At 68.4% G+C, this 14,744-nt stretch carries 10 protein-coding genes; 7 read left to right on the top strand and 3 right to left on the bottom strand.

Translation table 11 applies throughout. From position 1 onward, the window contains the following. Positions 1-34 precede the first annotated feature (34 nt). From OG953_RS32635 to OG953_RS32620, 4 genes are all read left to right on the top strand, one after another. Positions 35-7,270: a putative adhesin gene (locus tag OG953_RS32635; protein ID WP_405688824.1), complete on the top strand. Its 7,236-nt coding sequence runs from the start codon at positions 35-37 to the stop codon at positions 7,268-7,270. A gap of 25 nt (positions 7,271-7,295) precedes the next feature. Then, the gene (locus OG953_RS32630; RefSeq protein ID WP_405688823.1) at positions 7,296-7,754 is read left to right on the top strand and encodes a hypothetical protein; all 459 of its coding nucleotides are present in this window, start codon (positions 7,296-7,298) and stop codon (positions 7,752-7,754) included. Between the two features lie 458 nt (positions 7,755-8,212). Further along, positions 8,213-8,464 (top strand): hypothetical protein, encoded by a 252-nt coding sequence (locus OG953_RS32625; protein ID WP_405688821.1) that lies wholly within the window; start codon positions 8,213-8,215, stop codon positions 8,462-8,464. Between the two features lie 20 nt (positions 8,465-8,484). Then, positions 8,485-8,709, top strand: coding sequence for a hypothetical protein (locus OG953_RS32620; protein WP_405688820.1), 225 nt, complete (start codon positions 8,485-8,487; stop codon positions 8,707-8,709). A gap of 57 nt (positions 8,710-8,766) precedes the next feature. Here OG953_RS32620 and OG953_RS32615 read toward each other — a convergent pair whose 3' ends face one another. Continuing rightward, positions 8,767-10,359 carry an ABC transporter substrate-binding protein gene (locus OG953_RS32615; protein WP_405688819.1) on the bottom strand — a complete coding sequence of 531 codons (1,593 nt, stop codon included), beginning with the start codon at positions 10,357-10,359 and terminating at the stop codon, positions 8,767-8,769. Between the two features lie 786 nt (positions 10,360-11,145). Between OG953_RS32615 and OG953_RS32610 the strand changes: the two genes are divergently transcribed. Both OG953_RS32610 and OG953_RS32605 read left to right on the top strand, forming a co-directional pair. Continuing rightward, entirely contained in the window at positions 11,146-11,556 is a 411-nt protein-coding gene (locus tag OG953_RS32610) for a multiprotein-bridging factor 1 family protein (protein WP_405688817.1), read from the top strand. Then, a complete protein-coding gene (locus OG953_RS32605) occupies positions 11,508-11,663 on the top strand; it encodes a hypothetical protein (RefSeq protein ID WP_405688816.1) in 156 nt (51 codons plus the stop codon). The genes OG953_RS32610 and OG953_RS32605 overlap by 49 nt, the downstream gene beginning before the upstream one ends. Before the next feature lie 24 nt (positions 11,664-11,687). On the opposite strand, the gene OG953_RS32600 is transcribed toward OG953_RS32605, so the two are convergent. Together OG953_RS32600 and OG953_RS32595 are read right to left on the bottom strand one after the other, a co-directional pair. Further along, positions 11,688-12,299: a DUF1349 domain-containing protein gene (locus OG953_RS32600; protein WP_405688815.1), complete on the bottom strand. Its 612-nt coding sequence runs from the start codon at positions 12,297-12,299 to the stop codon at positions 11,688-11,690. Next, positions 12,296-13,816: an aldehyde dehydrogenase (NADP(+)) gene (locus tag OG953_RS32595; protein ID WP_405688814.1), complete on the bottom strand. Its 1,521-nt coding sequence runs from the start codon at positions 13,814-13,816 to the stop codon at positions 12,296-12,298. Before OG953_RS32595 ends, OG953_RS32600 begins: the two co-directional genes overlap by 4 nt. Before the next feature lie 155 nt (positions 13,817-13,971). Here OG953_RS32595 and OG953_RS32590 point away from each other — a divergent pair, with 155 nt between their 5' ends. Next, the gene (locus OG953_RS32590) at positions 13,972-14,742 is read left to right on the top strand and encodes an IclR family transcriptional regulator (RefSeq protein WP_405688813.1); all 771 of its coding nucleotides are present in this window, start codon (positions 13,972-13,974) and stop codon (positions 14,740-14,742) included. The last annotated feature ends 2 nt before the right edge of the window (positions 14,743-14,744 follow it).

Genomic DNA, 14,744 nt, shown 5'->3' with positions numbered 1-14,744 from the left:
ACAACGTCGTCGTCAGAGACGGGCTCGCATCGGCGTGATCGTCGTCGCCGCCACCGCCGTGACGGTCGGCATGCTGCCGAGCGCCTACGCCGTGCCGCCACCGAGCAGCCGGTCGGGGGTCGACCTCGTCGACCTGCCGAAGCCCGTCCTCGCGGACGGTGAGGACGGCGGCGGTCTGGCCGACATGACCACCGGCGAGGTGCCGCCGACCGAGGACTACGAGCCGAAGAAGACCACCGCGCCGACGGGGACCGGCATCACCACGCCGGCCACCGGTACGGTGGCGGCCCTGACGCCCGGCGAGACCCAGCCGATCAGCACGCTGCCGATCGAGATCGGTGCTCCCGCCACCGCCACCGCCGAGGAGACGACAGCACTGGAGGGCGACTGGCAGGTCGCTCTCGCCAGCCAGGCGGAGTCCGCGGCGGCCGACGTCGAGGGCCTCGTGTTCACCGTGACGCCGCCGGCCGGTGCCACGGGCGACGCGGTGGTCGCGCTCGACTACACCGACTTCGCCGAGCTGTACGGCGCCAACTGGGCGGACCGGCTTCAGCTCGTCAAGTTCCCCGAGTGCTTCCTGACCACTCCGGACGTCGAGGCGTGCTCGGAGCCGACCGAGGTCGACACCACCAACGTCGTCGTCCCCCAGGAAACCGACGTCGAGGGTGACGGCATCCTCGACGGTGAGCGCCGCATCGAGGCCACCCTCGATGTCGCCGACCTCACCGACACGGCCGCGTCCGTGAACACGGCGTCGGCGACCACCGGGTCCATGGTGTCCACGGCGCTGTACCGCACCCCCTCCACCACCTCGGTCCCGCTCACCCGTGCGGCGGCACTGAGCGCGGCGAGCAATTCCGGGTCCTCCGTCTTCATGGCCACGTCCAGCGGCGGCGGCGCGAAGGGTGACTTCTCCGCCACCCCGCTGGCCAGCGCCGGTTCCTGGACGGCGGGCAGCAGCTCGGGCGCATTCTCGTACACGTACCAGCTCCAGCCGCCGTCGGTCCCCGGCGGCCCGGCACCGAGCCTCGCCTTCGGCTACAACTCGCAGGGGGTGGACGGCCGTACGTCCACCACCAACAACCAGGCTTCCTGGATCGGTGACGGCTGGGAGTACAACCCCGGCTCGATCACGCGCACCTACCGGACCTGCCGTGACGACACGTCCGGCGGCAACAACGCCAACCGCAAGACCAGCGACCTCTGTTACGGCTCCGACAACGCGACCCTGACCCTCGGCGGGACCACCACCGAGCTCGTCAAGGACGACAAAGAGACGGGCAACGAGTGGGTCACCGCCAACGGCGACGGCTCGCGAGTCCGGCTGCTGAAGAACACCGCGCTGGGCAACGGCGACTCCCTCGGCGAGTACTGGGAGGTCACCACCCGCGACGGCACCATCTACTACTTCGGGATGCACAAGCTCCCCGGCTGGAGCGACAACGGCACCGCCGACGACGACCCGGTGACCGACTCGGTCCTCACGGTGCCCGTATCCGGCAACCAGCCCGGCGAGGACTGCTACGACGCCGACTTCACCAAATCCTTCTGCAACCGCGGCTGGCGCTGGAATCTCGACTACGTCGTCGACACCTCCGGCAGCGCCATGTCCCTGTGGTGGGACAAGGAGAAGAGCCTCTACGCCAAGAACATGAAGTTCAAGACCCCGGTCTCCTACGACCGGGGCGGCTACCTGAAGCGCATCGACTACGGGCAGCGCGCGAGCACCCTGTTCAGCGCCCAGCCGCTGGCCCGCGTCGATTTCGCGGTGGACGAGCGGTGCTTCGTCGAGGACGGCATCGCCTGCTCCGAGGCCAACTTCACCTCGGGCGACTACGCCAAGAACCACATCTGGTACGACACCCCCGCCGACCTCCTCTGCGAGTCCGGCAAGGACTGCTACGTCCCGGTCCCGACCTTCTGGACACGCAAGCGGCTGGCCCAGGTCACCACCTCCACCCAGCGCACCGAGGGCTCCACCGCGCTCTCCAAGGTGGACAGCTGGACGCTGGAGCAGTCGCTGCCGGCCGAACGCACCGACGAGGGAACGGCCCTGTGGCTGGACTCCATCACCCGCAGCGGATACGGCACCGACGGTAAGTCGCTGCCCCTGCGGCCGGTGACCTTCGTCCCCAACACCCAGCCCATGCCGAACCGCGTGCGCCGGGGCGAGAAGGACCCCAACCCGACGTTCGATCGCCTGCGCGTCGAGCGGATCATCAGTGAGTACGGCGGCGAGACCTTCGTCGACTACCGCGAGCCCACTGGTCCGTGCAGGACCGGATCGGGCTTCCCGGCCGTCGAGAGCAACACCGGTCTGTGCTACCCGGCGTACTGGCACCCGGACCCGGACAAGGTCGACGAGTCCATCGAGTGGTTCAACAAGTACGTCGTCGACACCGTGCAGGAGCTGCCGGGCGTCAAGGGCATCGCGACGGTCACCACGTCGTACGTCTACGGCGACAACGGCGACACCAAGGGCGCCTGGGCACTGAACCAGGCCGAGTTCTCCAAGAAGAAGACCCGCACCTACGACCAGTGGCGCGGTTTCTCCCGGGTCCGCACCATCAGCGGCGCCGACATTTCGGACGCCTACGAGGGCAGCGCGCAGTCCATGTCGGAGGTGCGCTATTTCCGGGGCATGAACGGGGACCCGCTCCCCGGCGGCGGCAAGCGCGCCGTGACCGTCAAGGACAGCGACGGGGCGGACATCGCCGCCGACGACCTCGCCCTCCAGGGTCGCGTCGCCGAGGAACTCGACTACACCGGGCTCGACGGCACCATGATCTCCCGGTCCGTCGACTACCCGAAGGTCGTGGAGCTGGCGAGCCGCACCCGGGCCGACGGCATCCCGCCGCTCAAGGCGTACCGGGTGCTGGACGACCACACCATCACCACCACCCGCTCCTCGGGCACGTACGACGTGAACGAGACGCGACCGTGGCGTTCGCTGCGCACCAACACCACGTACGACACCACCTACGGCCTGCCGCTCACCGTGGAGTCCCTCGGTGACACCGGCAAGACCGGCGACGAGACGTGCTCGGTCCTCAGCTACGTCCACAACACGGCCAAGAACCTCATCGGCCTGGACAAGGAGACGCTGACGACGGCGGGCACGTGTGCCGCTGCCGCCACCGCCCCCGTCTCCGCCCGTATCGCCGGCTCCCGCATCGCCTACGACGACCAGGCGTTCGCCGCCACCCCGACCTCTGGTTCGGCGACCACCACCTGGTCGCTGGACGGCACGGGCAGCACCTGGCAGCAGACCGCGAAGCTCACGTACGACTCCTACGGTCGCGTCCTGACGACGACCAACGCCAAGAACGAGACCGAGAAGACCACCTATACGCCGTCCACCGGCCAGGTCTACTCGATCAACGAGGAGAACGCGAAGGGCCACACCTCCACCACCTACCTGGAGCCTGCCCGGGGCACCACGCTCAAGGAGGTCGACGCCAACGGGCGCACGACCCTCTACCAGTACGACGCGCTCGGCCGCACCACCGCAGGCTGGGGAACCTCGCAGGCCGCCACCGAGGCCCCCTCGGTGAAGTTCACCTACAAGACCGCACCCGGTGAGCCGGTCAACGTCATCAGCTCCACGCTGAAGGACAACGGCGTCGAATACGACGACTCCGTCGTCTTCTACGACGGCCTCGGCCGCGAACGCCAGCGCCAGGAACCGGCGGTCGGCGACGGACGCCTGATCACCGACACCATCTACAGCGCCAACGGCACCATCGCGCGCACCAACAACGGCTACTACGCCGACGGTCTGCCGCAGCCGGTGATGTTCGAGGTCGACTCCGACTTCAAGATCCCGAACGCCACGCTGTACAAGTACGACGGCCAGGGCCGCGTCCTGTCCGAGACCCCGTACATGGCGGGCGCCACGGTGCCCGCCAAGGCGACGCGCTACGAGTACGGCTACGACTGGTCCACCGTCATCCCGCCCACCGGCGGCGCCGCCCAGCGCACCTGGAGCGACGCGCAGGGCCGCACCGTCCGCGTCGACACCTACACGGACGCGGCACGCACCGCGTTCAGATCAACGACGTACTCCTTCGACGCCCGTGGCGACCAGGTCAAGGCGGAGGACTCCACCAAGAACGTCTGGTCCTGGACCTACGACGCCCTCGGCCGGCAGGTCACGGCGACCGACCCGGACACAGGCACGACCAAAACCGCGTACGACGTGCTCGGCCGCCCCGAGGCGGCCACCGACAGCAAGCAGTCCACGACCTGGACGAAGTACGACGAGCTCGGCCGCGTGACCGAGCAACGGAAGGGTTCCTCCACGGGCGAGCTGCTGACGTCTGCCACCTACGACCAGGTCATCGGCGGCCTGGGATTCCCGTCCACGACAACCCGTTACACGGACGGGCTGCCCTACACCAAAACCGTCACGGGCTACACCGCCGAGTACCAGCCGACGGGTATGAAACTGACGCTGCCGGCGACGATCGCGGCGCAGTACGGACTCCAGGAGACCTACGCCTACGCCTACGAGTACAGCAAGTCCGGTCAGCTGAGGTCGGCCTCGCTGCCCGCGGCGGGCGGTCTCTCCCCGGAGAAGATCGTCACCCGGTACAACGAGGACGGGCTTCCGATCTCCACGTCGGGCCTGGACTGGTACAACGCGGACACCGACTACAGCGTCTACGGCCAAGTCCTGCGGGCGGTCACGGGTGAGAACCCCAACCGGGTCTGGACGACCAACCTGTACGACGAGCGGACCGGTGAACTGACGAAGTCGTACACCGACCGCGAGTCCACCAGCGACACCTCAACGGTGCTCGGCAACCGCGTCAACATGCGTTCCTACGCGTACGACCCGGCCGGCAACGTCACGAAGATCGAGGACGCGGTCGACTCGGCCACCGACCGCCAGTGCTTCAGCTACGACCCCATCGGTCAGCTGACGCAGGCGTGGACGGCGTCGGACACAGAGTGTGCGGTGAAGGCCGACGGGACGCCGAGCGCGCCGACGATCGGTGCCGCGGGCGACGGGTACCACAAGTCGTACACGTACGACGCCATGGGCAACCGCAAGACCGAGGTCGACCACTACCTCGGCACCGCAGGCACCCCGACCACGGTCCTCGACCCGGCCAAGGACGCCACCACCTCGTACACCTACGGCAAGGCGGACGGCACCCAGCCGCACACCCTGACCGGGATATCGTCCACCTACCTGACGGACGCGGGTGCCAAGGTCACCAAGGCCTCGACCCGTACGTACGACGACGCCGGAAACACCGAGACCCGAACCGACGGCGGCGACGAACAGGGCCTGACCTGGACCTGGGACGGCAAGCTGGAGTCGGTCACCGGCTTCGGCGAGGGCGGCGCGGGGGCCTGGATCGGTCTCTCCGGCAAGTGCCTCGACCTCTCGTCCAGTTCGACGGTCGCGGGCACCGCGCTCCAGCTCTACGCCTGCAACGGCACCCGCGCTCAGCAGCTGAGGATCGAGGGTGCCACGCCCACCGATTCGTCCAAGGGCGCGTTGAAGGTCCTCGGCCGGTGTGTCGTGCCGAAGGACGGCGCGACCGCCGACGGAACAGCGGTCGTGATCGCGGACTGCACGGGGGCCGCGGCCCAGCAGTGGACTGCGGTCGGGGCCGGTCACAAGCTCAAGCACGTCGCCTCGGGCAAGTGCCTGGTGGTCCCGGGTGCCAACTCGGCCTCGGGCACGGACCTTCAGCTCGGTACGTGTGACGCGAGCGGGGCAGCCCAGTCGTGGGCCCCGGCGGACGAGACCACGTACGTCTACGGGCCTTCCGGTGAGCGGCTGATGGCGCTCACCACGAGCACCCGGACCCTGTACCTCGGGGACACCACCGTCTCGGTCAACGCCGACGGGACGCCTGCCTACACCGAGCGTTACTACCAGCAGGCCGGCGGCCCGGTGGTGATGCGCTTCAAGCAGGGCAGCGGCGCCGACCAGCTGTCGATGCAAGTCACCGACCAGAACGGCACGGCCTACGCCAACGTCAAGCTCGCCGCGGGCAACGCGGTGAAGTTCGACAAGACCGACCCCTTCGGCGTCGCCCGCAAGAAGAACGCGGGTTGGCTCTCCCACAAGGGCTACATCGGCGGCGAGGACGACAACTCCACCGGTCTGGTCCAGCTCGGGGCGCGTGAGTACGACCCGCAGACGGGTCGCTTCATCTCCCCGGACCCGGTGCTCGACATAGCCGACCCGGTCCAGATGAACGGGTACGTCTACTGCGAGAACAACCCCGTCACCTTCGCCGACCCCAGCGGTCTGATGATGGACGGCGGCGGGGGCGGCGGGGGCGGTACAGCCGAGACTGCCGAGGAGGCCTGGGCCAACCAGCAGCTGAACACGTCGATGTCCGAGATCATCATGAATGTCGGCTGGGCGGTGTTCAAGGAGTTCATCGGCTGGAACGACGTCGTGAGCTGCTTCTCGCGCGGCGACATGTGGGCCTGCGGTTCGCTGATCATCGACGCGATCCCGTGGACGTCGGTCTTCAGCAAGGGCAAGAAGATCTGGCGCGCGGTCGAGAAGACGTTCAGCGCAATCAGCGCCTGGCGCAAGGCCCAGGAGAAGGCCCGCAAGATCATCGCAGCCGCCAAGGCCGCACGTGAGGCGGCCAAGAGGGCTGCCGCAGCGGCCAAGGCAGCCGCCAAGAAGGCTGCGCAGGCAGCGAAGAAGAGGGCACAGGAAGCAGCCACCAGAGCCGCGAAGAAGGCGGCCGAGAAAACTGGGAACGCGGTACAGAAGAGCAAGAAGCTCGCAGCCAAATCCACGGAGAAGCGCGGTTCGGGAGCCTCCTCGAAGCGCACGGGGCGTAAGGATTCCAATGATCAGCCGCTGGTGGTGAAGGGGCGCGAGCAGAAGAACGTCGGCGAGAAGAAGAAGGGGCCTGAAAGCGTAACCACCGGCCGGCGTCCCGACGGGGAGACCGTCTTCTCCGGTCACGGGACCATCGGACGGAACACGGGAAGCTTCATGGTTCCGCAGGGGACCACGCTGAACTTCTACATTCCGCACCGCAGAACCCTCAACGACAGCGCGGGGCTCGCGGTCGAGCGCGGCAGTCCGGACGCCCCGGACGTCGTGGAGTCCTTCGGGCCGGGGGACGTGCTTCCCGACTACATCTTGGGCCCCCCGACCGACCTCAACATCATGGGCGGCAGCCTGACCGTCACACGGGATACCGGGATCAGCGCGCTCATTCGGCAAGGCATGGGTAACGTCCACATGGCCATGTGCCGGGAGTTCAACCCGTTCTTGTGATGTCGCGAGCGAGGTAATGTGGCCGGTGCCCGCCATGGGCACCGGCCACGCCGTTTTTTTCCTGTCGGAAAGGAAATCCTTGACTTACTATCCCGAACTTTCGCTGTACGATTTCGACTACCATGCCGAGCCCGAGGGGCTGACCGTTGGCTGGCTCGAAGGTGATGAGAGCTACACCATCGGGGATGTGTCGGTCGAGGATTGGGAGATCCTTTCCGACCTGGGGTCTCTCATGCAGAACAAGAGCCGCGGATATCATTACTGCACGATATGCACGGAAATGTTTGAGCATTTCGGTGAGTCCGCTCGATTTGAATCCAGATATCGTCTGGGTAATGCCGAAATCCGGGTGGTCTCCGATGCCGGGGAACTCTATGTGGCGCCGAATCTGGTACTCCACTACATCGTCGACCACGGCTACTGCCCGCCTGATGAATTCATCGAGGCGGCGCGGGACGAGGCGCGACGCCGCTGGGGCGCCTAAAGCGTGTTGCAGAACGCTCAGGAAGATCGCGTAGAAGCTCCACCCCGAGATCGACAGCTAAAGGCGGCGATCTCGCGTACGTCGAGCTGTTCGCCCCAGGTGAGTTCGCGTTCGCCGACCGCGTCCGACTCGACCGTGATGCGGACGCGGGCAGCTGCGGCCCGGATGGCGTCGGCGAGGACAGCAACGGTGACGGCAACGCCGGCGGACCGCCGCCCCGCGAGGCCACGAACGTCGCCGCCTCGGCCCCGCTTGGCGGCTGCACTCCTGTCCGGGGGCGCATCAGCCAGCAGCAAGAACTGTTCAAGGACGCTGCCCCGGGCCCCGGCTGTCCAAGGGATGGGGCCGCGTGCGGGAACGGGTGCGTCGTGGGGTAGGTGCGCGGGGATGGGGCCTGCCGCCACGTCCACACAGCTCCCGAGCCACCCGCCGGAAGGATCTCGGCAAGCTGGTCCAGGGTGAGCCTCCATCGCCGGGTCAACGCCTCGGCCGACTCCTTCCGGGCCCCCCAGAAGCCCCGCACCACACGTCGCATGCCCTGCCTCCGCCGCCCGACGCCCGACGCCCGAACCTACCCCGGGCCGGATCAGACCGTGGCCGCCGCGACCGGCGCCACGGTCAGCCTGCTGAAAGAGGCACGGTACGCGCTCGGGGTGAGGGCGAGGCGGCGCTGGATGGCGCTGCCGCGGGCCTGGCTCTGCCGCCGCTGACCGCGGCCAGGATGGAGGCCGTGCCGACGGACCGGGCCGGTGTCGCCGCGGGCGCCCTGAACGCCGCCCGCCAGGTTTCCGGCGGCCTGGGCGTGGCGGCGTTCGGCGCCTTGGTCGCGACCGGCTTCGAGGGCGGCCTCCGAATGAGCCTGGCCGTCAGCGCCGCACTGCTGACGCTGACGGCACTGGCAACGACCCGGCTGCCGAGTGGCGGGCCGACCGCCTCGTCGAGGGACAGCAACTGAGCTGCCGGGAGCGGCGCGAACAGCCCGACGAGCGGACCCCGTAGAACACGGCCTCGGCTAATACGCAGTGGTGAGTTCCCAGAACCGGAAGACAGTCGATGTGTCCAGGCAATTCTGAAGGCCCCGGACGTTCTCGTGGGCGACTGCGTACTGTTTGCCCTGCCAGAGCGGCAGGAGCGGCAGCTCGCGCGCCACGATGTCCTGCAGCTTGATGAACTTCTGCCGGGTGCTCGCGCGGTCGGTCATGGACGAGGTCTGCGGGATGATCCGGTCGGTTATCTCGCTGTTCTCGTAATTGTTCGACAGGACGTTGCCCTTGCCGAAGAACGGCTGGGTGAAATTGTCGGGGTCGGGATAGTCCGGCACCCAGCCCTTGACGTAGACCCCGTACACGCCGTCGGCGATGTCCTTCTCGTACTGGTCGAACGGGACGGTCTCCATCCTGGCGTCGAAGAGTCCGCTCTTGTTCAGCTGATCCGCGATGGTCCGCAGTTCGTCGTCGGTGGCGGGTCCGTAACGGCTCGGGGTGGACCAGAGGGTGAGTTTCACCTTGTCGGTGATACCGGAGTCCCTCAGGACATCCTTCGCCTTCTGCGGCTGCGGGCCGTCGCCGTACGTGTCGAAGAAGGAGGTGCCGTGGCCGGTGATGCCGACCGGGACGATCGAGTAGAGCGGCGTCGCCGTGGACTGGTAGACATCGCTCAACAGGGAGTTGCGGTCGAGGAGATAGGCGATGGCCTTGCGCACGGCGATCTTGCCGACCACGGGGTCGGCCATGTTGAAGACCATGTGCTGGACCTCGGCGCTGCTGCCCTGGACTACGTCGATGCCGTCCTTGCCCGCCGTGGGCGAGGCATCCAGGGCGGCTATCGCCTTGGCGGTGAGGCCACGGTATGCGACGTCGACCTCGCCCTTCTCCAGGGAGGATTTGAGGGCCTGCTGGTCGCCCTGGAAAAGTCGCAGCGTCACGCCGGAGTTCTTCACCTCGGCGGTTCCGTGGTAGCCGGAGTAGACCGAGAAGACGGCCTTCGACTTGTCGAAGGAGTCCAGCATGTAGGGACCGGAGCCAACCGTTTTGCCGCCCTTGAGCAGCCTGTCCTTGGGATAGACGTGACGGTCCACGATGGAACCGGCACCCGATGCGATCTTGCTGGGAAATGTCGCATCGGGCACCTTGAGGTGGAAGACGACGGTCTTCTCGCTCGGGGTGCTGATCGACGAGATGGTGGAGAGCAGCGGCGCCGGGCCCGCCGGGTCGTTGATTCCGATCGCCCGGTCGAAGGAGTATTTGACGTCCGCCGAGGTGAGGCTGTTGCCGTTGCTGAACTTCAACCCGCCACGCAGGGAGCAGGTGTAGGTCTTGCTGCCGTCCGAGAAATGACACTCCTCGGCAGCCTCCGGCACAGGGGTGGCACCCCCGGGCGGGAAGCTCAGCAAGGACTGGAAGACGTTGTTGAACAGCAGCCAGGACCCCGGGTCGTACCCCGAGGCCGGATCCGTCGCAAGGATGCCGTCGGACATCCCGACGACCATTTTCCCCTTGTCCTCGTCGAAGGGCCAGATCTCACCTTGGGAGCCGCAACCCGTCAGCAGCACCCCTGCCAATCCCCCGGCGATCAGAGTGCTCGACCACCTCGTACGAACCTTCACAGAACGTGCCTCATACTCTCGGCCGGCTCCATGGGGGTGTCCCCGGACAACCGGATCGGGTCAGGAAGTACTGCGAACGCCGCGACCGTCCAGCACTGTCAGCCCGGCCGAGCGCGGTGGTGCGGACCGACAGCCTGCCTGGACCCGGTGTTCACCAGGAATTCCATGCGTGGTGACTGGCTGCCAATTTTACTGCCGGTGAACGAAAGAGGGCAGGTCATGGTCGGTCTCGTGGTGCCGCGAACAATCTAGTAGTCCACCGCACTGCGCGATGGCACATCGTGCGCCAAAAATTGCCGCTGCCGGCCGGTGCTGTTGGCCTGGTATGCCTGGTATCAGATCACGGTTTTCGAGCTGACCGACCCGGTCGCCATCCCCGCCCAACCGACCGGCGAACAGGACCCGGAGGAGGCAGCACACGGGCCGCATGGCGTCACCGTGGGCCGCTCTCCGGAAACCGTGGCTCCCACCGGCTCCGGACGACCATCACGTTCCATCACCGCACTACCGAGGCCGAAAATCATCGATCATCTACGGAACACGCGAGCCCCTGACGTCCATCATCAGGCCATGGGTGCCCTCATGCCGGCACAGACGCGTATATAGCGTGCGGTGGGGGCGGATGGGCACCATTCCCGGTACGACGAGGTGCGGGTGCGCTCACTTGCTGCCGGGGGCCTGTGGGTTGTCCGGGCAGGGTGCGCAATCACCGGCAGGAGGTCGCCCGACGCCCGATCGCGTCGCGGAGACCTCTGCCCATACCGTCTTGCCGGACGGCGGGTACGGATGTACGCCCCAGTCCGCCGCAAGGGCATCGACGATGATCAGCCCCCGGCCTCCTTCAACGGCTTCCCGGCACGCAGCGGGGAGGCGTTCGCCGCACGGGTCCGTGACCTCGATCCGCAGCCGTCCGCTCGGGAGGAGGGCGAGTCCGAGACGGAACCCCCGCCCGTCCAGCCGCCCGTGCATGACCGCGTCAGCCGCCGGTTCGGCGACGACGAGCGGGCCGGCCTCACCCAGCGGGAAGTGGGCGACCGACTCGGGTACAGCGAGGACCTGATCCGGTCGCTGGAACGAGAACGCAGAACACCACAGCCCGAGTTCCTGGACGCGGCGGACAACCTGTCGGCGCGGTCATTGACGAGTCCGTGCTCTGCCGGGCCGTGGGTGGGCAGAACGTACGCCAAGGGCAGCTGAAGCACTTGCAGTACCTCGCGCGGCTGCGCAGGCGGGCGGGGTCTGAGCCGACGCACCGCGGGCCCGACGAACATCCTCGCCCTCCGGGCCGGAGGGCGAGGATGTAGGTGACGGTGAAGGCGTCCGAGCGCTCAGCTGCCGTCGCGCAGGTCGTCAAGTCCCGTCGTGCAAAACGCGATCCGGTCGAACGTCGCCTCGCAGCCCTCGCCCGTCGGGGACTGGACCAGGAAGCCGACCGACGCCTCGGCCGCCTGCTCCGGCTCGCCGAGGGCGAAGACGCGGACGAAGGTCCACTTCTCGCCGTCGGCCGAGGCGTGGAAGGCGAACGCGTTGCCCGTGCGGCTGAGGCGCAGCCAGAAGCTGTCGCCGTCCACGACGAAGGAGTTGACGTCGTCGGAGTGGCCGCGGGTGACGACCGTGCAGACGGTGGGGTGATCCGGGGAGAGTTCCAGGCAGATCTTGGCCCACTCCCGTTCCCCGACGTGGAGGTAGAGCACGCCGGCGTCGAAGGCCGCGGCGAAGCCGACCTTCACCCGGGCGAGCAGCTGGAAGTCGCCCCGGGGTGCGGGGCCGAGGAGGCGGGGGGCGTCGCTCACGGAGTCGAGGTCGTCGCCGCCCGGCGGTACGAACCGGTCCTGTCGGGCGCCCGCCCGGCCGGTCAGTACACCGTTCTCGTACGTCCACTCGGCCTCGGGGCCGAACGGGTGTAGTTCAAAGGGGAGTTCGGGGAGGTGCGGGGTCATGCGCGACGGCCGTCGACTCGGCGGGGCAGGTTCAGGGGGTTGTCGTCGTGGAGCTCCGGCGGGAGCAGGGCCTCGGGGGTCGTCTGGTAGGTGATGGGGCGCAGCCAGCGTTCGATCGCGGTGGCGCCGACCGAGGTGGAGGTGGAGGTGGTGGCCGGGTAGGGGCCGCCGTGGTGCTGGGCGGGGGCGACGGCGACGCCGGTCGGCCAGCCGTTGACGAGGACCCGGCCGGCCAGCGGGGTGAGGGCCGCGAGGAGTCCGGGGGCGTCGGCGTCGGCGCCGTCCGTGGCCGTCTGGAGGGTGGCGGTGAGGTTGCCGGGGAGCCGGGAGAGGACGGCGGTGATCTCGTCCTCGGAGGCGTACCGGGCGACGACGGTGACGGGGCCGAAGCACTCCTCAAGGAGCGCGTCGTGCGGGCCCTCAACAGCAAGGAGGTGCGCCGGTACGGTCAGGAAGCCGGCCGCGACGCTGTGGTCGCCACCCGCGCCGGGGGTGACCGGGGCCTCCACGTCGGGGAGTTCGGCCCGTTCGCGTACGCCTGCGAGGAAGGCGTCGCGCATCCGGTGGTCGAGCAGGACGCCCGCCTCGGTGTCGCTGACCGCGTCGGTCAGGGACTTCAGCAACCGGTCGCCGGTCTCGCCGGCCGGGGCCAGGACGAAACCGGGCTTGGTGCAGAACTGGCCCGCGCCCATGGTCATCGAGCCCCCGAGCCCGGCGCCGATCTGCTCGCCGCGCTCGGCGGCGGCCGCCTCGGTGACGACGACGGGGTTGAGGGAGCCCAGCTCGCCGTGGAAGGGGATGGGGGCGGGGCGGGCCGCCGCCGCGTCGAACAGGGCGCGGCCGCCGCGTACCGAGCCGGTGAAGCCGGCGGCGGCGACGAGCGGGTGCTTGATCAGCTCGACGCCCGCCTCGAAGCCGTGGACCAGGATCAGTACGTCCTCGGGCAATCCGACCTGCGCCGCGGCCCGGCGCAGTACGGAGGCGCACAGCTCGGAGGTGGCGGGGTGGTCGGGGTGTGCCTTGACGACGACCGGGCAGCCGGCCGCCAGTGCGCTCGCGGTGTCGCCGCCGGGGACGGAGAAGGCGAGCGGGAAGTTGCTGGCCGCGTACACGGCGACGACCCCGAGCGGGATCTTGTAGCGGCGCAGATCGGGCCAGGGCGGGGTCCTGGTGGCGTCCTCGTGGTCGATGTGGATGTCGAGGAAGGCGCCTTCGTCGACGACCTCCGCGAAGGCCCGCAACTGGGCCGCAGTGCGGGCGAGTTCGCCGGTGAGCCGGGCCGGTCCGAGTGCGGTCTCCGCGTCGGCGGCCTCGATGACGTGCTCCCCGGCCTCGGTGAGCAGATCGGCCGCGGTACGCAGGAACGCGGCGCGCACGGTGCGGTCGGCGAGCGAGTCGCGTACCGCATGGGCGGCCCGGACCGCGCGGTCCACCTCCTCCGCTGTAGCCTCCACCGCAACCTGCTCACGCGGGTTCCCGGTGCGGGGGTCGACGCTCCAGACTGGTACTGCTGCCACCGTGATTCCTTCCGCTCCACTGCCACACATCAGAAGTTGTTCGGTATTCTGAACAGAGTTCCCGATCGTGAATATGAAGCGACTCTATTTCCGGGCGTTCAGTGTTGGCAAGGAGTCGCAGGGTTTCGTAAGTGGGCTGGAAGGGGCGTAGGGCGATGTCGGTTGCCGAGTCTGGTGGGGCACAGGTCAAGTCCGCGGTGCGGACGGTGGAACTCCTCGAATACTTCGCCGGGCGGCCCGGCATGCACTCGCTCGCCGCGGTGCAGGAGGCCGTCGGCTATCCCAAGTCCAGCCTCTACATGCTGCTGCGCACCCTGGTGGAGCTGGGCTGGGTGGAGACCGACGCGACGGGCACACGGTACGGGATCGGCGTACGGGCCCTGCTGGTCGGCACCTCGTACATCGATGGTGACGAGGTCGTCGCGGCCGCCCGCCCGACCCTGGACAGGCTCTCCGACGACACGACGGAGACCATCCACCTGGCCCGCCTCGACGGGACGAACGTGGTGTACCTCGCCACCCGGCAGTCCCAGCACTATCTGCGCCCCTTCACCCGCATCGGCCGTCGGCTGCCCGCCCATTCCACCTCGCTCGGCAAGGCGCTGCTCGCCACCCACAGCGACGAGCAGGTCCGCAAGATGCTCCCTCAGACGCTGCCCGCGCTGACCGAGCACACCATCACCGACCGCGAGAAGCTCATCGAGGAGCTGCACCTCATCCGCGAGCAGGGGTACGCGGTGGACCGCGAGGAGAACACCCTCGGGCTGCGCTGCTTCGGCGTCGCCATCCCGTACCGCACCCCCGCCCGCGACGCCATCAGCTGCTCGGTGCCGGTCGCCCGGCTCACGCCCGCGCACGAGCAGATGGTGAAGGACGCTCTGTTCGACGCGCGGGACCGGCTGACGCTGGCCACCCGGAGGCTCTGATC

This window comes from Streptomyces sp. NBC_00057 (assembly GCF_045041165.1).
Taxonomy (GTDB): domain Bacteria; phylum Actinomycetota; class Actinomycetes; order Streptomycetales; family Streptomycetaceae; genus Streptomyces.
This window is presented reverse-complemented; position numbering and strand designations above follow the sequence as displayed.